Raw genomic sequence first — 17,471 nt, forward strand, 5'->3', positions numbered from 1 at the left:
CAGGCCCCGCCGGGGCTCAGCGGACCACCGTGCCCGCCGGGGCGGACAGGAGACCGAGCTCCGCGCGCGTGGGGGCGCCTTCCCAGTCGCCCCGCGAGGCCACCGCGAAGGCGCCCGTGGTGACCGCCCGGTCCAGGCGGGCCTCCGCGGTCGACCCGTCGAGGAACGCCGAGAGGTAGCCCGCCACGAACGCATCGCCGGCGCCGACCGTGTCGACCGCGCGGACGGGCCGCGCCGGGGCGTGCACCGTCCGGCCGTCGTCCGTGTAGGCCGTCGCGCCGGCGGCGCCGAGCTTGACCACCACCTCGCCGACCCCGAGGGCGAGGAGCTCCTTCGCCTGGGCGGCCGGGTCACCCGGCCCCTCCGCCGGGAGGCACAGGGGGAGTTCGTCGTCGGAGGCGATGAGCACGTCCACCGACGGCGCCCACCCGCGCAGCACCTCCGCAGCCTCCTCCGAGGACCACAACCGGGACCGGAAGTTCACGTCCAGGCAGACCAGCGCCGAGTGCTCGGCGGCGAGCCGCAGGGCGAGGGCGCAGGCCGAGCGCGCCGAGCGGGAGAGCGCCGGGGTGATCCCGGTCAGGTGCAGGACCTTCGGCGGGGCCGCCCTGAAGGCCCGCTCCAGGGAACACGCCTTGAGGCGGGAGCCCGCCGAGCCCGCGCGGTAGTAGTGCACCCGCGTCACCTCCGGCAGCCTCGGCTCCGCGAGCATCAGCCCGGTCGGGGCCCCGCCGTCGTCGAAGGAGGCTCCGCGGACGTCGACGCCCTCGGCACGCAGGGTCCGTAGGACCAGCTCACCGGCTTCGTCCTCGCCGACCGCACCCGCCCAGCGGACCGCGTGCCCGAGCCGGGCCAGACCGATCGCGACGTTCGACTCGGCGCCCGCGACGGAGACCTCCATGGACCCACCGAGGCGCAGCGGCCCGCTACCGCGCAGGGCGAGCATCGTCTCCCCGAAGGTGAGGACCTCGGGTGCGGTGACGGTCCCGGTCACGGTCATGGGCCCGGTCACGCGCAGGCCGCCTTGAACTCCGCCGCCCGGCGCCGCAGCGCGGACAGGTCGCCGCCGTCGGCCGCGTCCCCGATCAGCGGGGAGCCGATGCCGACCGCCACCGCGCCGGAGGACAGGTACTCGGCCGCGGCGGCCGAGTCCACCCCGCCGACCGGTACGAACGGCAGGTCGGGGAAGGGGGCGCGCAGGGCCCGCAGGTACGCCGGTCCGCCGATCGTGCCGGGGAACAGCTTGAGCGCGGAGGCCCCCGCCGCGTCGGCCGCGATGACCTCGGTCGGGGTGATGACCCCGGCCAGTACCGGCAGCCCCTGCCGGACGGATTCGTCCACGCCGGCGCCGAGCCCCGGGGTGACCATCAGGTTGGCCCCGGCGTCGGCGGCCCGCTGGGCGTCCTCGGCGGTGAGGACCGTGCCGGCCCCCAGCCAGGCCTCGTCGCCGAGCTCCTTGCGGGCCCGGACGATGACGTCCAGCGCGTCGATCCCGCTGAGGGAGACCTCGATGAGCGGGACGCCCTCCTCGACGAGGGTCATGACGGTACGGAAGGACGCCTCCGCGTCCCGTCCGCGGACGATGGCGACGAGCCGCTCCTGTCGCAGCGCTGCGCCGAACTCCATGGGAATGCCTGCCTTCTGATGTGTGGGGGGTGGGGGGGTGGGGATCCTGCCGGGTGGTGGTGGGGGCTCACCACTCGGCGAAGGAGCCGTCTTCGTGGCGCCACACCGGGTTGCGCCAGGTGTGGCCCTTCTTGTCGGCGGCGCGGACGGCCGCCTCGTCGACCTCGACGCAGAGGCCCGGCCGCTCCGTGCGGACCAGGGAGCCCGTGTCGAAGCGGAACGGCTCGGGGTCGGTGACGTAGTCGAGGAGCTCGGCGCCCTGGTCATAGGGGATGCCGATCGACTGTTGCGAGATGGGGCTCATGCGGCCGCAGCCGTTCATCTTGACGGCCGTGAAGCCCGCCTCGATCTGCCGGACCAGCGCGCCCTCGATCCGCATCGGGACCTGGCCGATCAGGTACTCGGACAGCACCTCCACGGCCGCGCACACCGGCTCGGCACGCCCTTCGACCACGGGTTCGCCCCAGCCGACGACGCCGTCGCCGGTTTCCACGCGTACGAACATCCGGCGCGGCGGCGCCATGAACGTCTCGATGCGGGTGATCTTCACTGCGGACGGTGTCCTCTCCTGTGCAAGGGGTGGCAGGACGGTGTCGGCGGGCTCTAGGGGCGGTCGCTCTACGGGCGGTTGCTCTACGGGTCGTCGCTCTACGGGTGGTTGCTCTACGGATGGTCGCGCTGGGCCATGTCGAGGAGGTCGAGCACGGCCATGTAGGCGCCGTCCGGGTCCCCGGCCCGAATCTGGTCGACCACGGCCTGGTGGATCGCGTGCGGGTGCTCGAAGTCCCCCTCGTGCACAGCCCGGTCGCGTTCCACGAGGGCCGGGATGATCACCCGGTACATCTGCGTGAAGAACAGGTTGTGCGAGGCCGTCAGCAGCGCCAGGTGGAACGAGGCGTCCGCCCGTACGTGCGGCACCGGATCGGAGCCGCTCGCCGCCATCGCCGTCAGTGCGGCGTCCAGCGCGGCCAGGTCCTGTACGGTCGCCCGCTCGGCGGCCAGTGCGGCCGCGGCCGGCTCTATCGCGCGGCGCAGGTCCAGCAGGTCCGAGAAGAAGCAGACGGGCGGGCCGCCCGCGAGCTTCCAGCGCAGGACGTCGGCATCGAAGAGGTTCCAGTCGGCGAGCGGCCGCACGAAGGTGCCGCGCTTCTGGCGGGCGTCGAGCAGACCCTTGGCCATGAGCACCTTGATGGCCTCGCGGAGCACGGTCTGGCTGACGTCGAGTTCCTCGAGGAGGTGGGGGAGGTCGAGCGTGGCTCCCTCTCCGTAGGTGCCGTCGAAGATCCTGCGCGCCAGCTCCTCCACGGCCGCCTTGTGGACCCCGCGGCCGGCGTACGCGGCTTCACCTCCACCCATTTCGTGCTTCCCTTTTCGTGCAGATGGGACTTTAGTCCCTACTTGTCCCCATGGCTTGGCAAAGAGTTGCACAAGTAATCGTTAATTAGCAATTATTGCGAGGCGCTACCGGAATCAACAGTTCCGCCCTCTCCGTCCGCCCGCGCACCGGACCTCGCCGCACTGCCGGGGCTCCCGAGTACGTCCAGTACGCGGGAGCCCCGGCAGCGTGGCGAAGCACGGCACCGGACGACGCGGGCCTGACCGGCAAGATTCGAAAGAGACGGCCTGGCTTCCGTCTTGGGCCGTAGGCCCGGCCCTTTTGCCGCGCCGCGCTTACGCCGGCCTGCCGACGGGCCTTGCGCCCGTACTCGTACGTGCCCGCTGCTCCCGAGCCGCTTGCTCGGGGTGGCGGGCACGCCAGTACGGATTGTCGTGCGGCAGGGCGCTGCCCACCCGCCCGTACATCCCGAACCACATCAGCATCACGCCCACCACGAAGCTGAACAGCACGTTGGGGATGTGGAAGGCCAGGAAGTTCATCTTGGTGTCGAGCAGCGCGAGGTTCACGAACCCGCTCGCGATGAACAGCACGCCCAGCACGATGTTGAGCGTCGAGGCGAAGCTGCCGCCGATGACCATCCCGGCGAACAGCAGCAGTCCAATGCAGATCGACAGGACGCTCAGCGCACCGTTGGTGTTCAGCGCGAGGACCGTGTCCCCGCCGGTGTCGAAGAACCCGATCCGGTCGATGAGCCCCAGGATTCCGAAGGCCACGAGCAGCAGTCCGGTCAGGCCGGCGCCCACCCGGTAGACCTGGCTGAGCCGGTGATCACTGGGGAGGTGCTCGTCGAGGCTCGCGTTGACGGGGCGCATCATGCGGTGCAGGATCCCCGGGGAGTTCCGGGGTGGCGCCGCCGTCGCGTACGGCTCGTGGGCCACGTAGGGCGCGTAGTTCTCATGGGGCTCGTGGCATCCGTAGAGCGCGTGCGGCGCGTACGGCTCCTGCGGTGCGGGTGAAGCGTGGGCGGCCATGGCGCCCTCCTCTGCTCCGTTCCTGGCCCCTCCAGCATCCGCCGATGCCCGAACCCGGACAAGTGGGCCCCGGACGCGGCCCTCGGACCTGACCGCTCAGGCGTGGCCGCGCTCGGTCCGGATGTCCGTCACCACCCGCTGCACGGAGGACCGTACGGCCTCCATCTCCTGGAGGAAGGCCCAATAGTCCGGGTGGCGGTCCTCCAGCGCTGCCAGCGCCCGGGTCACCCGGGCCACCGCCTCGTCCAGCGGGCGGGCGTGCCGGTCCTCGGGGACCGTACGGCCCTCCATCGCCAGGCGCTGCGCGTCCCGGATCGCGAACCGGGTGCGCTGCACCTCAGCCTGCGGATCCCGCGCCACCGCCTCCAGCCGGGTCAGCCGGTCCTGCGCCGCCGACACCGCCTCGTCGGTGGCGTCCAGCGAAGCCCGTACCGCATCGACCAGGGCCGCTACGACCGCCCATTGCTGCTGGTCGCGCGCCCGGCCGGCCTCCGCGAGCCGGTCCTCGGCCTGCGCCACGTCCCGTACCGCCTGTTCCGGCACCTGCTGGAGGTCCTGCCAGCAGGCCGCGCTGAAGCGCCGGCGCAGCTCGCTGAGCACAGGATCCACCCGGTCCGCCCGGTTGCGCAGCGCCTGCGCCCGGGTCCTCAGGCTCACCAGCCGCCGGTCGATCTCCGCGGCCCGCTCCGGGAGCCGCGCCGCCTCGGCCCGTATCGCCTCGGCGTCGCGCAGGATCCGGTCGGCCCGCTGCACGGTCTCCTGTACCCCGTGCTGCGCGGCGCCCTGGTTCAGCTTCGTCAGCTCCGGCCCGAGCGCCGCCAGCCGGGCGGCCAGATCGTCGGCCCGGATCCCCTTGCCGCGTACGTCGTCCAGCGCCGTGCTCGCCGCGAGCAGCGCGGCCCTGGCCCGCTCCCGGGCCGGCGCCACCCGCGCCAGCTGCGTCTCGGCCCGGTCCAGCAACGGCTGCAGCCCGAGCGCGAACCGGTCGAGCTCGCCCTTGACCCGGACCAGCTCCTCCTTGGCCCGCGTCAGCTCCTCCCGGGCCCGCGTCGCGGCGGACGCCTCCAACTCCGCCCGATCGAGATCGTGCGCGTCGACGGCATTGATGTAGACGTGACTCACCTGGTCGATGCGCTGCCCGAGCGCGACGAACCCCTCACCCACCCGCCGGGCCTCCGGCGAGCCGTCCGCGGCCGCGATCGTCTCGATCGAGATCCGCAGATCCCGCTGCGCGCTGTCCAGCTCGTAGAACGCCGCCGCGGCAGCGTCCTTCGCCGCCTGCGCGTCCGCCCGCCGACTCTCGTCCCGCCCGCCGCCGAACCACCGCCGGGGTGCCGTCGTCACAGTCGCCTCTCCCGTACCCGGTCCGTCCGCAATACCCCTGCCCCGGTCCATTCTCCCCCACGGGAACGGGTTTGCGTGGGGGGTGTGCCCTGCATGTAGGCTGTCCACTCATCCACGGGTGCGTAGCTCAGGGGTAGAGCGCTGCTCTTACAAAGCAGATGTCGGCGGTTCGAAACCGTCCGCGCCCACCATGTCTGACCAGGCATCGAGCCCCGGACCATGATCGGTCCGGGGCTCTTTTTGCGCCCGATGGGAGGAAAGTGGGAGATCCACTTCTCCTGGGCGGCTAGCTGACCTGCGCGAGCGCCATCCTCTGCCCTCGCTCCCATCGGGCCTCCAACGCGTCAAGCCGCTCCTTCCGCATCTGCGGAGTCACGTGCTCGTACACGCCCTCGATGTCCCCGGTCACAGCCCAGCCCATCGTCTTGAACCTTAGGGACCGGTCCACCCGGTCCTCCTTCATCCACGTGTCGTGCGTGTGCCTGGCACCGCGCATCGTGAACTCGGGAAGGATCGGCTCCCATCCACCGCGGCCGGCGTAGCCGCGCTTCCGGGAAATGGCGTCGCGGCCGTCGGCGGCAGGCCGGAGGACGCGGCTGTAGTTCCCGCGCCGCCACCACGCCCCCTCCTTCCCAGGGGTGCTGAACACGTACTCGTGCGGCCACTCCTTCAGGTGCTCTTCCCAAAGCTGCGCGAGGAACGGCGGCAGGTCGACCTCCCGGCTCGACGTCCTGTTCTTCGGCGGCCCCAAGTACAGCCGGACCTGACCCTTGGGTTCCTTCCGGCGCTTCACCTTCCACCCCTTCTCCTGGCAGACGGCCAGGCGGGCGTCCTCCGCCGCATGCCAGCGCTTCAGGTCCCCCTCGTCGAGGGCGAACTCCACCTCGTGGAGGGCGCCGACCTTGGGGTCGATCCGGAACACGGTCCGCTCGAAGGGCTTCCCGTCGAGCTCGTCCGTGCGCTTGAGGAGGACGTTGCTGCGATGAAGCCCCGCGAGCTCGCCCCAGCGCAGGCCGGTGTAGCACGCGGTCAGGACCATCAAGCCTTCGACGCCACCCATCCGCTGGTACAGCCGGTAGGCGTCCTCGGGCTGGGCCCAGACCTCTTCGTCGTCATCTTCCTGGTGGCCGACAGCGCCTTGTTGCTGTGTCACGTCATGGACGGCGCGGTCACTCTGCCGGCGGCGGCCGTACATGGGATTGGCCAGCAGGTATCCGGCGTCAGCGGCCCCGGTGAGGATCATGCTGAGCAGGGTCAGCGCGTGGCCGACGGTGGATTGCGCACAGGTCTGCTTGTTGCCCCAGGCGCGCGCCGTGAAAATGTTGATCTCGCATAGCTTCGTCGTGCCGAAGCCAGGGATCAGATGCCGGGCAAGCAGACGTTGACGCTTGATGATGGTGGCTGGAGCTACCTTCTGGGCGGCCATCCAGATGGGCGCGAACTCTGCGAAGGGCGTCCTGGCCTTCTCGGGATCCTGCCAGCGGCCGGCGCGGATCGCCGCCTCTTGGTCCTCGCCCCAGGCTTCGGCAGCCTTCTTTGTACGGAACCCAGGCTCGGAACCCGGCGTCCCGTCTGGCCTCTTGTAGCGGGCGCGCCACGGGGTCTTCCCCGTACCGCGCTTCTCTGCATACGCCATGGCACCCCTCGGTAGTTGGTGGGCGGCCCATCCCGAGACTGCAACAGGTATGGCGGCCGGGTGACTACACCGCCCGGAGGTTTGCACGGGACACGGCAGGCTTGCGGTCCCAGTACCAAACAGACACATTCATCGCGGCCTCGAGCATGCTCGCGGCGGCGGCACTGTAGTCCTCCCTGAGGACCCAGACGACCGGGCAGTCGGGCTGATCGTCAACGACGAGTGACAGCCCACCGGGCATGGCAGCAACCCGGATCACACGGACCAACATGCGGCCCCCTCACATCACCTGACGCGGTAGCCCCCCTCGCAGGTAGGCAAACGATGTCACACAGTTAGGTGAAATGTGGAGTATCGCGTCAGAAATGGTGGTGGATCCGCTACGCCTCGTCGGCTTCGTCGCCAGCGGCGATCTGACGAAGAGCCCGCTGGATGCGGGTCCACTCCTGGAGGGCGGCACGCAGCTCGTCGGGGGCCATGTCGGCGGCTTCGCTGTCGTGCTTGAAGACCACCACTAGGCGGGACTTGGAGCCCGGCAGGGTGAGGTCGACGACTTCAGTTTCGAAGACCTGGCCGTCAGTGAGCTCGCGGGCGATCCGCAGGGGCATGCCTTCGGCGAAGCGGGGAGGGGCGGGTTCGCTCGTGCCTTCGGTGAGGATTCGGGCGGCGGTGCCCGGCTCCCACGACAGGGCCTTCTCGACCTTGCCGATCGAGGCGGGCATGCGCGTGCGCGGCCTGCCAGCTTCGAGGGACTGGATGGTCTGCCGGTTGACGCCGGCTTCGGTGGCGAGGTCGTCCTGACGGGCCAGGCCCAGGTGGTCACGCTGTGCCTTGATGGCGCGCCCGAGTCGCTTCCAGTCACGGTCCATGCGCACATGATGCCTCACGAGTAGGCAACCGCGCGTGGTCGGTTCAGGCCTTTTGACCTGCGCTTAAGGGTACGCACATGCCACCGGCGGTTGCCTTACGCGCCCTTACGCGCCTTCTCGCGCCCCCTGAGTCGATTCAAAGTCGATTGAAGTCGTTTCTTTGCTCCGAACTCCTTGCGTGAAGTCGATCCAATGTCTAACGTAAGTATCGATGAAGCCCAACGGAGTTGCGATCCGGGCAATACGGGAGAGGAGCGGCTGCGGCCTGCGGGAACTCGAACGAAGAACAGGCCTGACCAGGCCCTTCCTCTCTCGGATCGAAACCGGAGACCGCGGCGCGTCTTCCTCAACGTTGCAGCTCATCGCAACGGCACTCGCCGTCCCACTCAAGGCAATCCTCAAGGAGGACACGTGACCACGCCTCACACCGGGGTACTGCTCTCCATCGAAGAGCTTCCGCCCCTGCAGGATCACCGGCTGTACGAGGTTCACGAGGCCAGTCAGTACACCCGCGTGAGCGCTCGCTGGCTGAATCGCGCTGCGGGCGCCGACCAGATCCAGCACACCCGGCTCGGGAAGTTCAAGCGGTGGAGTGCCCAGAACATCCGCGACATCGTCGCCGGCGTTCCGCATAAGCCGGCCCACAAGAGCCGGACCAAGTCTGCCGCCTAGCTGCGGCTATGCGGCCCCGACCGCCGGGCCTTACACCGCCGGCCAGGGCCTCCCGAAGTACCGCCCCTCACTGCACCTGAATGCAGGAAGAAGAGGAACCCGATGTCCCACATCATCGCCGGTGATCCGGCTCCCACCAACCTCACCGCTCATGAGGACCTGCGGAGCGCGCTCGCGCACAGCCGGTTCCTCCAGGACCCCGAGGGCATGGCTAGCGTCGCGATCGACGCCCTCCTCGACGCCTACCGCGCCGAGGTACTGACTGAGGCGCAAGCCCGGCTCGACGAGACGTTCCGGCTGGCGCCCCTCGCCGAGCGTGCTAGCGGCATCAACTTCGCCATCGGTGTCCTGATGTCGCTGCGCGGTGAGTCCCGTGGCTGACCTCCTCCCGCTCGACACGACGTCCCCGGCCATCGCCGGGCTGACCTGCCCGCCGGACGGCCGGTACACGCCGTCGGTGGACGAGCTGGTCCGCCAGGCCGCTGCGGCCCGCGAGCTGGCTGAGCACGCCGCCAAGCGCAAGTTGGCCCCCGGCGCCTACGTGCAGCGCGGCCTCGACATCGAGTGGCATCACGAGCTCGACGACCCGGCCGTCCCGTACAGCCCGTACCTGCAGCTCGGAGGCAAGGCGTGAGCACCACAGTTGGCACGCTCGCCGTGCACCTGACGGCGGACCCCGCCGAGATCCAGGCCGGAAGTGCAGGTCAGTACACGTGGCTGCGGCTCGGCCCGGTCACCCTGCACAGCGACGGATCCAGCCCGGAGGCTCTCCGCACCATGGCTGCCGCTCTGCTGGAGCAGGCCCGCCACATGGAGTCGGCCGTCGCGCTGGTGAGTGCGGCATGACCGCCTTGCTGCCGCAGCTCGCGGATCAGGAGATGGCCGCGCTGGTCGAGGTGGAGGCGGAGTTCGCCCGCCGAGCCCAAGGCTCCAGCCCGTGGTCGGACTCCAAGTTTCTCGACGAAATCCAGGCCGTCCACGTCCGGTTCAACCGGTTCCGGCACTACCAGCAGAAGGCGGTGGCGGCATGACGACCTACCTGCATGACGGTGTCGAGTTCGATCTCGACTGCGAGTTCGTCGCGGTGACCGGCGTGATCTGGATGTGGACCGGAGGCTGGTCGCCGGCGGCTGAGCCGATGCTTCGGTCAGACGGTCCGGGTGTGGATCTGCCGCTGCCGGACGCGTACTACTACCACGGCCCGCTGATCCCGCGCCGTCCGAAGCTGAAGACGCTCATGTCGGCGGCGTTCACCAAGTCTCTGGACGCCGGCTATGTCGAGGACGTCGAGTCCTACGGCGCCCGCATCGACGCGGGGAGCCTGTGATGGGGCTGGAGATGGACCGTCACGACCGGCTGATGGCGGGAACGGCTGGGCACAACTCGCCGGAGGAGCGTGAGGCGGCTGCCGCTTACGTCGCCCGCCGCGCTGAGGGCGACGCCGACCGTGACTTCCTGATGGCCGCCCTCGGACTCGTCAGCCCGGCCCGCACCGTGGCGCTGGCCGCCGCCTCGCTCCTGCTCCTCGCCCTCGGGCACCGAATCCAGACCGGAGGCCACCATGCCTGAGCCCATCCGCATCGACATGAACGACAAGGACGGCGAGGCCTTCGGGGCGGCCTTCATGGAAGCCCTCTTCACCGGTCGGCCGCTGGTGATGTTCGACAGCGCGAACCCTGAGGCTGGTGAGGTCGGCATGGGGCTGGACCTGGACGTGGTCGAGGGCGGTGCCTCCGATGCATGAGCCGATGAGTCCGCAGCGGGAGGCGATCGTCCGCCGCGAGATGGCCGATACCACCTACGGCAACACCTGGCACATCCGCGAGAACACGGTCGAAGGAACCGACGTCTGGGAGGTCACCCACGAGGGGGCTGTTCTGGCGACGCTGCCCGCCTGGGCTGGGCACCTGGCCATGGAGATCGCCGACGCCCCGGACAACATCCGCCAGCTGTTCGCCTCAGTCGACCAACTCCGCGCCGAGCTGGCCGAGGCCACGATCAAGTTGGCGATCGCCGAGCGGCGGAACAAGGAACTGGCCAACACGCTGGTTGAGCGCGACGTCCAGATCGCCGGACTCCTCGCTGACGAGGTCGACCTCAGCGACGAGCAGGCAGGAGTCCCCGCGTGAGCCGCCTCCTCGTCGAGGTCGACGGACAGACCGTGCCTCTGACCGACTGCTTCTGGGTTCGCGCCGACAAGAACGGCTGTGCATACGGCTCGATGGTCGGCCACGCGGCGGCCACCCCGGAGCAGGCCCACCTCGAGTTCACTCCCCGAACCCGAGAGCGCGATCGCGAGGTCCGCCAGGGCTACACGATCCGGCTCCTCACCCGCGAGCAGTGGCGACAGCAAGCGCAGCCCTGCTTCCTCGGCCAGTGCAAGCACCGGAAGGCGGCAACAGCATGAGCCTCCTCGACATAGCGCGCCCCCACGGCCGTCACCGCGCGGTCGACGAGGTCCAGCGGCTCCGCTCCCAGTTGGTGCCGCTGCTGATCCTGATCTGCGACCTGTCCCGCCGGCTCGCGGTAGCGACCGCCGGGTGGGATGCGGCGAACGCGAAGGCCAACCGCCTCTCCAGCATCGAGGAGACCGCGGCCGAGGCCACGCGCCAGCTGCAAGCCCAGACCGCCGAACTCCGGGAGCTGCGGGCCTTCAAGGCCAACGCCACCGCAGTCAGCTCCCTCACCGCGCATCCGGCGGTCACGGAGACGCAGCCGATCCCGGTCCTGCCGCTGCACCTGTCGCCGCTCGCTGGCGTCAGCCCGAGCCACGTGCCGGGCTTCTGATCCCGTCCGCCGCCGGATGACCACAGGCCGACGGCGGACGCACCAACCACACGCAGGACGCCCCCGCCGCGGCGAATGCGGCAGGGGCGCACCCCAAGCATCCCAGGAGACAAGCATGTCAGTACGTCTCAGCGCCTACGACCTGCACAAGGCACTCACTCAGATCGCCCCGCATGTCAGCGACGACTTCGCCCTCCCCGTCCTCAACGCTGCACGCCTCGAGGTCGACGGCGGCAACCTCTTCGCCATTGCCACCGACCGCTTCACGATGGCCGTCGCCCGCATCGGCATCGTCGAGACCGCGACGTGGCAGGCCCACATCCCGTCCGAGCAACTGCCGACCGTCATCGCCTGGCTCGACGCTGCGGGCACCGTCACCATCACGCTCGAGGCCGCTGCGGACGGGGACCTCACTCGCCTCACATTCGACGACGGCGCAGGCGGGCTGCGGATCGACACCGACACCAGCGGCGCCAGCCATTTCCCGGACTGGCGGAAGTACGTGAGCGAGCACCTGTCGGAGCCGTCCGAGCCGATCTTGGGCAGTGGGCTCGACGCGGGCTTCCTTGCCCGATGGCGGCACGCCGGGGAGAGGTTCCGCGCCTCGCAGGCTGGCTCCCACAAGCCGCTCATCCTGATGGACGACGACGCCACGTTCATCGGCATGCAGATGCCCGTCCGATGGGAATCCGCGGGCCGAGACGAGCTAGTCGGTCAGTGGGTCCGCATCCTGGCGCCCGTCGCGGCAACCGCCTGACCATCCCCGACCGGCCGTCGAGCAGCGACCCCAACGCAGCTCCGGCCACCGGCCCTCGCTCCGCCTTCCCCGACGGGGCGAGGGCCGACCCATCCCGAAAGCAGGACCACATGCCCGTCCGACTCGGCCGCTGGGAGATCGACATCTTCCGCAGCGTCCTCCACATCCACCGCGGCCCCGACCCGCACTGCCCCGACTGCGACGGCTCCGGCGAGACCTTCCACCTCGGCATCGGCCAGGCCGACGACGAAGCCTGGGAGATCAGCGACTTCTGCAACTGCTGGAACCCCGTCGGCGCCCGCATCCGCCTCTGGCCCCGTCGCACAGAGAGGGTCCCCTTCTGATGGCCGCCATCGAGACCCCGACCGGGATCCTGCTCGGCACCTTCACCCCCGGCACCCCGGAGTGGGACGAGGCCCGCGCCGGCCTCTGCATCACCGCCACTCAGATCGCCGCGGTCATGGGCTGCTCGCCCTGGTCGAACCGCTTCCAGCTGTGGCACGCGAAGTCCGGCCTCCGAGTCCCGCCGTTCGTCGTCACTCCGCAGATCGAATGGGGCAACCGGCTGGAACCCGCGGTCGGCGCCAAGTTCGCCGACGAGCACCCCGAGATGGCGCTCGCCCCCACCGGAACCTGGCGCCACCAGGACCGGCCGTGGCAGCGGGCGACTCCCGACCTGCTCGGCAGCGAGCTCGTCGAGATCAAGACCAGCCCCGTCGCCAACGAATGGGACGAAGGGGTCCCGCTCCACTACTACTGCCAGGCCCAGTGGCAGCTCGACACCCTCGGGCTCGACGTCTGCCACGTCGCGGTTTTGATCGCCGGCCACGACTACCGCGAGTACGTCGTCGAGTACGACGCCGACGACGCCGCCACGATGCGGACCGCGGCTGAGGACTTCCTCGCCACGGTCCTCAACGGGCAGCGGCCGGCCATCGACGACAGCGAGATCACGTACAACACGATCCGCGTTCAGCCCGACCGCTACGACGTGATCGACGTCCAGATCCCGCCGGACCTCGCAGAGCTGTACGCGACCCGACGCGAGTACGCCAAGGCCGCAGACGCCGAGTACACGGAGGCCAAGTCGCTCCTGCTCGACGCCCTCGGCAACGGCCGCAACGCCGTCATCGGTGACCAGCGGATCGCCTACCGAACCGCCCGCGAAAACGGCTCGACCATCGCCCTCCAGCCCGCCCGATAGGAGTCACCATGTCCCGCCTGCAGGGCAACAGCGGCCAGCCGGCCAGCAACGAGTACGACGACGGTCCGTTCGTCTTCCAGCCCGCCACGAAGGACGGCCAGAAGGCCCGTCTGTCCATCCAGGGCCCTTCCGGGTCCGGAAAGACGTGGACTGGCCTCCAGATCGCCGCAGGCCTTGCCGAGGGCCAGCGCTTCGCGGTCATCGACACCGAGCGCGGCGCCGCCGCCCTGTACGTCAACGACATCGACGCCCAGTTCGACACCCTCCCCATGCACCGCTACGACCCCCGAGACCTGATCAAGGCACTCGCCGCAGCAGGCGCTGCCAAGTATCCGGTCGCGATGGTCGACTCGCTCAGCCACTACTGGAAGGGCACCGACGGCACCCTCGACCAGGTCGAGAAGTTCGCCAAGGCCAAGTTCGGCGGGAACACCTTCGCCGGCTGGGGGCCCGGCGGCGACCTGCAGAACGAAATGATCGAAGCCCTCATGGCCTACCCCGGCCACGTCGTCGCCACGATGCGCTCCTCCCGCAAGTGGGTCCTTGTCGAGAACGAGCGCGGCCAGAAGGCCCCTGTGGACATGGGAATGAAGGCCCAGCAGCGCAAGGACATCGAGTTCGAGTTCGGCGTCGCCGCCGAGATGAACGTCGACAACCAGCTCCGCTTCATCAAGAGCCGCTGCCCCGCGTTCCGGGGACTGGAGCTCGACCGCCCCGACGGGGCCGTCGACATCGCCAAGCCCTACCTGGAGTGGCTGCGGTCCGGTGCCAAGGAGATCGACACCGGCGCGTGGATCGACGCGGCCAGCGCCGAGGACGCCACCCCGGCCAGCCTCTTGGCCCTGTACCGCGAAGTCGAAGCGGCCAGCGCGCTCGCCACCCCGCTCATGCACCCCGAGTCCGGACAGCCGACCAGCCTCGGCGACTACATCCGGATGCGCGGCGCCGCCCTCAAGGCCGCCGCCCAGCAGTAGCAGTTCGGGCGGCTCTCGCCCGAAACGAGAGCCGCCCACCCCAGTGAACCGCACGCGAGAGGACTCACGCCATGCCCCGTCAACTCACCCTCGCCGAACGCCTCGCCACCGCCGAGAAGGACATCCAACTGGCCACGATCCGCCAGCAGTCCAGCTGGGACGCGTTCATCGTCCAGCAGGCCGTCCTCCACTTCGGCGAGATCGCCACCACCTTCTCCTGCAACGACATCCGCCACCTCCTCCCCGAGATGGGCCGCGGCTTCGTCGGCGCCGCCATCAACGGCCTGAGCCACGGCGGAATCATCGAGAAGACGGGCGACCGAGTCCCCTCCGACCTGCCCAGCACCAAGGCCCACGAGATCCGCGTCTGGCGACTCACCGGCCGCGGCCACGAGATAGCCGCGAAGCGCCGTGACCGCCGACGGGAGGCTGCGTGATGGAAACCCTCATCGACCTCGCCATCGTCGTCTTCGTCTTCACCGCCGCCTGGGTCATCCGCCGGCTCACCCGCGACGACGACACCCAGCAGCCGGCCACGAGGGTCTCGCCCCGCCAGCAATTCCTCGCTGACCTCGCCGCCTACCGGGCCCTCCGCGACAACGGCATCGAGCAACAGCCAGGTGACCCGTACAGCGACACCCGCATCGAAGCCGAGCTCCTCTTCATCCCCACCCAGCGCCAGCCCAGGAAGGAACAGCCGTGAAGCAGTCAACTCCCCAACACGGACAGCGAGCCTGCTACCTGCGTGGCTGCCGCCTCTCCGAATGCGAGGCCGACAACTACCGCTACATGGCCCGGCTCCGCCTCGACCACTACGAGGGCAACCGGCGTCGTACTGACGCGGCCCCGGCCTCCCGGCACGTCAAGAAGCTGGTGGCCTCGACCTGGAGCCAGGGGCAGATCGCCCGCGCCACAGGAGTCGCACGGCGAACGATCGGCGCGCTGGTCACTGGCGCCCACAAGACGATCAGCCGGGACACCGAACGACGGATCCTGTCCATCCCGGTACAGCCCCCGATCGAAGCTCCGCGAGACGTCGATGCGGCTGGCACTGCCCGACGAATCCGCGCCCTGATCTTCATGGGGCACAACGGCACTGCCATTGCCGCTCGGGTCGGCCTGCACCGCGATGCACTCAACCGGATCGCCCGAGGGGAACTGCCCTCCGTCCGTGCCTCGACCGCCGAGCAGGTCGCAGTCGTGTACCGGCAGCTCAGCCGAGTGCCGGGAACCTCGATCAGGGCCCGGAACCTTGCAACGGCGAACGGCTGGTCTGGGCCCCTGGCCTGGGACGAAACGACGATCGACGACCCGGCCGCTCTGCCCGAGGTCGACGAGCCGTACACGCCGCCGGCCAAGAACGGCCGCGACTCCATGCGTATGGCCGAGCTCGAACACCTTCTTGCGCTTGGGGAATCGGAGTCGGCCATCGCCAAGCAGATGGGCGCCAGCGAGGCCTACATCCACGACCTGGCCGTCGTGCTCCGCAACCAGAAGAAGACCGCCACCTACGACGACATGCGAAAGGCCGCCTGATGTCCACCGGAGCAAACAAGAAGGCCCGCACCGCTACGCACCGGCCGGCTACCAGGCGCCGCAACTTCCGGCACGACGACCTCACCGCCGTCGACCTGTTCTCCGGCTTCGGCGGCCTCACCAAGGGTATCCAGATGGCCGGGTTCACCACGATCATGGCCGCCAACCACAACAGCTACAAGGTCGAAGTCCACGAGGCGAACCACCCCGACGCCGAGCACTGGATCGCGGACCTGGTCGACCCTGAGGCCGCGGACTACCACTCGGCCCGTGACCTCCCCGCCGCCGATCTCCTGGTGGCTGGCGTGAGCTGCGTGAACCACTCCCAGGCCAACACCATCAAGGCCTACGAGCAGGGCGCGACGCTGTTCGACTACGACGACCCCGACTACGAGGCGCGGGTCACCAAGTCCGAGCGGGACCGAGCGACCGCGAACTGCGTCCTGCACTACGCCGCCCAGCACCACCCCCGGCTGATCCTCGTCGAGTGCACCACCGAACTCACATCCTGGGGACCCGCAGTCCAGGGCCGCGCCAAGGTCGGAGACGGCACCACCTACCGCTGGTGGCTCAAGCAGTTCGAGCTCCTCAACTACCGGCACAAGGTGCTGTACCTGAACTCGCAGTTCTTCGGCGTGCCGCAGTCCCGCGACCGGCTGTACATCGCCTTCTGGGACAAGGCTCTGCCCGCCCCCGACCTCGAACACCGGCCGGTGTCGCGCTGCCACCACTGCGACAAGGACGTCGAAGCGGTGTGGACCTGGCGCACAGGGGTCCCGCCGACCGGGTCGGTCCGCTACGGCAAGCAGTACGAATACCGGTGCCCCAGCTGCCGCCGACCGGTCGTCCCGCCGATGACGCCCTCGCTGGCCGCACTCGACCTGACCACCCTCGGCACCCGCATCGGTGACCGGGCGAAGTCGCTGGCGCCCGCGACGATGGCCCGCGCGGAGCGCTGCCGTCAGCGGTTCGCCGAGTTCCCCGCGGTCCTCATGCCGGCGAAGTCCGTGCACGGTTCGGAGAGACACCCGTGGCAGCCGATGGCCACGCAGACCAGCCAGCAGGAGACATCGATCCTGTCGACCGGCCTGTTCGCCCCGCCGATCGCGCTTGCGGTCGACAACTACCAAGGCAGCCCGCGCGGCGCGAACAGCCCACTGCCCACCCAGGTCGGGTCGGAGACGCTCGCCGTTGTGTCGTCCGGAGTCGTTCCGTTCCGGAAGAACACCCTCGCCGCGATGCACAGCCAGGCCATGCCGACAGTCACCTCGGATCAGATTCCGGGCCTGCTCACGGCCGCCGGCTGGTTCAAGCAGAACGGGCCCACGGGGAACGAGACGGCCCCGCACCCGCTCACCGACCCGCTCGGAACCCTCACGGCCCGGGACACGACAGCACTGCTCATGGCTAACTGGCGGGCCGCGCTCTCCGAGATGCCGCTTGAGGACTGCTACTTCCGAATGATGGCCGCGCACGAGGTAGGCCGCGGTTGTGGCTTCGACGTCGATTTCGCCGGCTACAGCGGCACCTTCACCGTCTGGGGCACCGCTCGGAACCAGGTCGACGGTTTCGGCAACGCCGTATCCCCGCAGGTCGGCGAGTGGATCGGAACGCGGCTCCGAGCCGTCATCCACACCCGCCAGGACAACGGCCCAGAACTCGCCACCGCCGCGGCCTAGCCAACCACCACCCGCAC

General features: G+C 69.7%; 28 protein-coding genes and 1 tRNA gene. 21 read left to right on the plus strand and 8 right to left on the minus strand.

Annotated features, from left to right (window positions below; genetic code table 11):
• Nucleotides 1–16: 16 nt before the first annotated feature.
• The 6 genes from OG276_RS25935 to OG276_RS25960 all read right to left on the minus strand — a co-directional run bounded on the left by OG276_RS25935 (nt 17) and on the right by OG276_RS25960 (nt 5,340).
• Nucleotides 17–1,000: a sugar kinase gene (locus OG276_RS25935; protein ID WP_266913113.1), complete on the minus strand. Its 984-nt coding sequence runs from the start codon at nt 998–1,000 to the stop codon at nt 17–19.
• Nucleotides 1,001–1,008: 8 nt separating this feature from the next.
• On the minus strand, nt 1,009–1,626 hold the full coding sequence (locus tag OG276_RS25940; protein ID WP_266909096.1) for a bifunctional 4-hydroxy-2-oxoglutarate aldolase/2-dehydro-3-deoxy-phosphogluconate aldolase: 618 nt from the start codon (nt 1,624–1,626) through the stop codon (nt 1,009–1,011).
• 67 nt (nt 1,627–1,693) lie between these two features.
• Nucleotides 1,694–2,176 (minus strand): hypothetical protein, encoded by a 483-nt coding sequence (locus OG276_RS25945; RefSeq protein ID WP_266909097.1) that lies wholly within the window; start codon nt 2,174–2,176, stop codon nt 1,694–1,696.
• A gap of 113 nt (nt 2,177–2,289) precedes the next feature.
• On the minus strand, nt 2,290–2,982 hold the full coding sequence (locus OG276_RS25950) for a FadR/GntR family transcriptional regulator (protein ID WP_266909098.1): 693 nt from the start codon (nt 2,980–2,982) through the stop codon (nt 2,290–2,292).
• Nucleotides 2,983–3,297: 315 nt separating this feature from the next.
• Nucleotides 3,298–3,840 carry a DUF4383 domain-containing protein gene (locus OG276_RS25955; protein WP_266913115.1) on the minus strand — a complete coding sequence of 181 codons (543 nt, stop codon included), beginning with the start codon at nt 3,838–3,840 and terminating at the stop codon, nt 3,298–3,300.
• Nucleotides 3,841–4,092: 252 nt separating this feature from the next.
• Nucleotides 4,093–5,340: a hypothetical protein gene (locus OG276_RS25960; RefSeq protein ID WP_266909099.1), complete on the minus strand. Its 1,248-nt coding sequence runs from the start codon at nt 5,338–5,340 to the stop codon at nt 4,093–4,095.
• A gap of 116 nt (nt 5,341–5,456) precedes the next feature.
• Between OG276_RS25960 and OG276_RS25965 the strand changes: the two genes are divergently transcribed.
• A tRNA-Val gene (locus tag OG276_RS25965) sits at nt 5,457–5,531 on the plus strand.
• Nucleotides 5,532–5,626: 95 nt separating this feature from the next.
• Here the strand turns inward: OG276_RS25965 and OG276_RS25970 are convergent.
• The gene (locus tag OG276_RS25970; RefSeq protein ID WP_266909100.1) at nt 5,627–6,976 is read right to left on the minus strand and encodes a hypothetical protein; all 1,350 of its coding nucleotides are present in this window, start codon (nt 6,974–6,976) and stop codon (nt 5,627–5,629) included.
• A 380-nt stretch (nt 6,977–7,356) separates the two neighbouring features.
• Nucleotides 7,357–7,845, minus strand: coding sequence for a helix-turn-helix transcriptional regulator (locus tag OG276_RS25975; RefSeq protein ID WP_266909101.1), 489 nt, complete (start codon nt 7,843–7,845; stop codon nt 7,357–7,359).
• 211 nt (nt 7,846–8,056) lie between these two features.
• Between OG276_RS25975 and OG276_RS25980 the strand changes: the two genes are divergently transcribed.
• The 20 genes from OG276_RS25980 to OG276_RS26075 all read left to right on the plus strand — a co-directional run bounded on the left by OG276_RS25980 (nt 8,057) and on the right by OG276_RS26075 (nt 17,454).
• Nucleotides 8,057–8,260: a helix-turn-helix domain-containing protein gene (locus OG276_RS25980; RefSeq protein ID WP_266909102.1), complete on the plus strand. Its 204-nt coding sequence runs from the start codon at nt 8,057–8,059 to the stop codon at nt 8,258–8,260.
• Nucleotides 8,257–8,517 (plus strand): hypothetical protein, encoded by a 261-nt coding sequence (locus OG276_RS25985; protein ID WP_266909103.1) that lies wholly within the window; start codon nt 8,257–8,259, stop codon nt 8,515–8,517. The genes OG276_RS25980 and OG276_RS25985 overlap by 4 nt, the downstream gene beginning before the upstream one ends.
• 102 nt (nt 8,518–8,619) lie before the next feature.
• Nucleotides 8,620–8,898: a hypothetical protein gene (locus OG276_RS25990; protein ID WP_266909104.1), complete on the plus strand. Its 279-nt coding sequence runs from the start codon at nt 8,620–8,622 to the stop codon at nt 8,896–8,898.
• On the plus strand, nt 8,891–9,151 hold the full coding sequence (locus tag OG276_RS25995; RefSeq protein WP_266909105.1) for a hypothetical protein: 261 nt from the start codon (nt 8,891–8,893) through the stop codon (nt 9,149–9,151). The genes OG276_RS25990 and OG276_RS25995 overlap by 8 nt, the downstream gene beginning before the upstream one ends.
• Entirely contained in the window at nt 9,148–9,363 is a 216-nt protein-coding gene (locus OG276_RS26000) for a hypothetical protein (protein ID WP_266909106.1), read from the plus strand. The genes OG276_RS25995 and OG276_RS26000 overlap by 4 nt, the downstream gene beginning before the upstream one ends.
• Nucleotides 9,360–9,548, plus strand: coding sequence for a hypothetical protein (locus tag OG276_RS26005; RefSeq protein WP_266909107.1), 189 nt, complete (start codon nt 9,360–9,362; stop codon nt 9,546–9,548). Before OG276_RS26000 ends, OG276_RS26005 begins: the two co-directional genes overlap by 4 nt.
• Complete coding sequence (locus tag OG276_RS26010) at nt 9,545–9,844, plus strand: phiSA1p31-related protein (RefSeq protein ID WP_266909108.1); 300 nt, start codon at nt 9,545–9,547, stop codon at nt 9,842–9,844. The genes OG276_RS26005 and OG276_RS26010 overlap by 4 nt, the downstream gene beginning before the upstream one ends.
• Nucleotides 9,844–10,086 carry a hypothetical protein gene (locus OG276_RS26015; protein ID WP_266909109.1) on the plus strand — a complete coding sequence of 81 codons (243 nt, stop codon included), beginning with the start codon at nt 9,844–9,846 and terminating at the stop codon, nt 10,084–10,086. Before OG276_RS26010 ends, OG276_RS26015 begins: the two co-directional genes overlap by 1 nt.
• Nucleotides 10,079–10,261, plus strand: coding sequence for a hypothetical protein (locus OG276_RS26020; RefSeq protein ID WP_266909110.1), 183 nt, complete (start codon nt 10,079–10,081; stop codon nt 10,259–10,261). Before OG276_RS26015 ends, OG276_RS26020 begins: the two co-directional genes overlap by 8 nt.
• Nucleotides 10,262–10,265: 4 nt before the next feature.
• Complete coding sequence (locus tag OG276_RS26025) at nt 10,266–10,646, plus strand: hypothetical protein (RefSeq protein WP_266909111.1); 381 nt, start codon at nt 10,266–10,268, stop codon at nt 10,644–10,646.
• The gene (locus OG276_RS26030) at nt 10,643–10,924 is read left to right on the plus strand and encodes a hypothetical protein (RefSeq protein ID WP_266909112.1); all 282 of its coding nucleotides are present in this window, start codon (nt 10,643–10,645) and stop codon (nt 10,922–10,924) included. The genes OG276_RS26025 and OG276_RS26030 overlap by 4 nt, the downstream gene beginning before the upstream one ends.
• Nucleotides 10,921–11,304 (plus strand): hypothetical protein, encoded by a 384-nt coding sequence (locus OG276_RS26035; RefSeq protein WP_266909113.1) that lies wholly within the window; start codon nt 10,921–10,923, stop codon nt 11,302–11,304. Before OG276_RS26030 ends, OG276_RS26035 begins: the two co-directional genes overlap by 4 nt.
• 115 nt (nt 11,305–11,419) lie before the next feature.
• Nucleotides 11,420–12,061, plus strand: coding sequence for a hypothetical protein (locus OG276_RS26040; RefSeq protein ID WP_266909114.1), 642 nt, complete (start codon nt 11,420–11,422; stop codon nt 12,059–12,061).
• A gap of 110 nt (nt 12,062–12,171) precedes the next feature.
• A complete protein-coding gene (locus OG276_RS26045; protein WP_266909115.1) occupies nt 12,172–12,405 on the plus strand; it encodes a hypothetical protein in 234 nt (77 codons plus the stop codon).
• Nucleotides 12,405–13,265, plus strand: coding sequence for a YqaJ viral recombinase family protein (locus OG276_RS26050; protein WP_266909116.1), 861 nt, complete (start codon nt 12,405–12,407; stop codon nt 13,263–13,265). The genes OG276_RS26045 and OG276_RS26050 overlap by 1 nt, the downstream gene beginning before the upstream one ends.
• Before the next feature lie 8 nt (nt 13,266–13,273).
• Nucleotides 13,274–14,239: an AAA family ATPase gene (locus OG276_RS26055; protein WP_266909117.1), complete on the plus strand. Its 966-nt coding sequence runs from the start codon at nt 13,274–13,276 to the stop codon at nt 14,237–14,239.
• Nucleotides 14,240–14,310: 71 nt separating this feature from the next.
• Entirely contained in the window at nt 14,311–14,676 is a 366-nt protein-coding gene (locus OG276_RS26060; RefSeq protein ID WP_266909118.1) for a hypothetical protein, read from the plus strand.
• On the plus strand, nt 14,673–14,942 hold the full coding sequence (locus OG276_RS26065; protein WP_266909119.1) for a hypothetical protein: 270 nt from the start codon (nt 14,673–14,675) through the stop codon (nt 14,940–14,942). The genes OG276_RS26060 and OG276_RS26065 overlap by 4 nt, the downstream gene beginning before the upstream one ends.
• Complete coding sequence (locus OG276_RS26070) at nt 14,939–15,775, plus strand: hypothetical protein (protein ID WP_266909120.1); 837 nt, start codon at nt 14,939–14,941, stop codon at nt 15,773–15,775. Before OG276_RS26065 ends, OG276_RS26070 begins: the two co-directional genes overlap by 4 nt.
• On the plus strand, nt 15,775–17,454 hold the full coding sequence (locus tag OG276_RS26075) for a DNA cytosine methyltransferase (RefSeq protein ID WP_266909121.1): 1,680 nt from the start codon (nt 15,775–15,777) through the stop codon (nt 17,452–17,454). The genes OG276_RS26070 and OG276_RS26075 overlap by 1 nt, the downstream gene beginning before the upstream one ends.
• The last annotated feature ends 17 nt before the right edge of the window (nt 17,455–17,471 follow it).

The sequence above is a fragment of the Streptomyces sp. NBC_00086 genome, assembly GCF_026343255.1.
GTDB lineage: Bacteria > Actinomycetota > Actinomycetes > Streptomycetales > Streptomycetaceae > Streptomyces.

Bases quoted from the DNA above. Each gene is read 5' to 3' on its own strand.
- OG276_RS25935 (WP_266913113.1), bottom strand. From the start codon at position 1,000: ATGACCGTGACCGGGACCGTCACCGCACCCGAGGTCCTCACCTTCGGG.
- OG276_RS25940 (WP_266909096.1), bottom strand. From the start codon at position 1,626: ATGGAGTTCGGCGCAGCGCTGCGACAGGAGCGGCTCGTCGCCATCGTC.
- OG276_RS25950 (WP_266909098.1), bottom strand. From the start codon at position 2,982: ATGGGTGGAGGTGAAGCCGCGTACGCCGGCCGCGGGGTCCACAAGGCG.
- OG276_RS25955 (WP_266913115.1), bottom strand. From the start codon at position 3,840: ATGATGCGCCCCGTCAACGCGAGCCTCGACGAGCACCTCCCCAGTGAT.
- OG276_RS25970 (WP_266909100.1), bottom strand. From the start codon at position 6,976: ATGGCGTATGCAGAGAAGCGCGGTACGGGGAAGACCCCGTGGCGCGCC.
- OG276_RS25975 (WP_266909101.1), bottom strand. From the start codon at position 7,845: ATGGACCGTGACTGGAAGCGACTCGGGCGCGCCATCAAGGCACAGCGT.
- OG276_RS25980 (WP_266909102.1), top strand. From the start codon at position 8,057: ATGAAGCCCAACGGAGTTGCGATCCGGGCAATACGGGAGAGGAGCGGC.
- OG276_RS25990 (WP_266909104.1), top strand. From the start codon at position 8,620: ATGTCCCACATCATCGCCGGTGATCCGGCTCCCACCAACCTCACCGCT.
- OG276_RS26005 (WP_266909107.1), top strand. From the start codon at position 9,360: ATGACCGCCTTGCTGCCGCAGCTCGCGGATCAGGAGATGGCCGCGCTG.
- OG276_RS26010 (WP_266909108.1), top strand. From the start codon at position 9,545: ATGACGACCTACCTGCATGACGGTGTCGAGTTCGATCTCGACTGCGAG.
- OG276_RS26015 (WP_266909109.1), top strand. From the start codon at position 9,844: ATGGGGCTGGAGATGGACCGTCACGACCGGCTGATGGCGGGAACGGCT.
- OG276_RS26020 (WP_266909110.1), top strand. From the start codon at position 10,079: ATGCCTGAGCCCATCCGCATCGACATGAACGACAAGGACGGCGAGGCC.
- OG276_RS26025 (WP_266909111.1), top strand. From the start codon at position 10,266: ATGAGTCCGCAGCGGGAGGCGATCGTCCGCCGCGAGATGGCCGATACC.
- OG276_RS26035 (WP_266909113.1), top strand. From the start codon at position 10,921: ATGAGCCTCCTCGACATAGCGCGCCCCCACGGCCGTCACCGCGCGGTC.
- OG276_RS26040 (WP_266909114.1), top strand. From the start codon at position 11,420: ATGTCAGTACGTCTCAGCGCCTACGACCTGCACAAGGCACTCACTCAG.
- OG276_RS26045 (WP_266909115.1), top strand. From the start codon at position 12,172: ATGCCCGTCCGACTCGGCCGCTGGGAGATCGACATCTTCCGCAGCGTC.
- OG276_RS26050 (WP_266909116.1), top strand. From the start codon at position 12,405: ATGGCCGCCATCGAGACCCCGACCGGGATCCTGCTCGGCACCTTCACC.
- OG276_RS26055 (WP_266909117.1), top strand. From the start codon at position 13,274: ATGTCCCGCCTGCAGGGCAACAGCGGCCAGCCGGCCAGCAACGAGTAC.
- OG276_RS26060 (WP_266909118.1), top strand. From the start codon at position 14,311: ATGCCCCGTCAACTCACCCTCGCCGAACGCCTCGCCACCGCCGAGAAG.
- OG276_RS26075 (WP_266909121.1), top strand. From the start codon at position 15,775: ATGTCCACCGGAGCAAACAAGAAGGCCCGCACCGCTACGCACCGGCCG.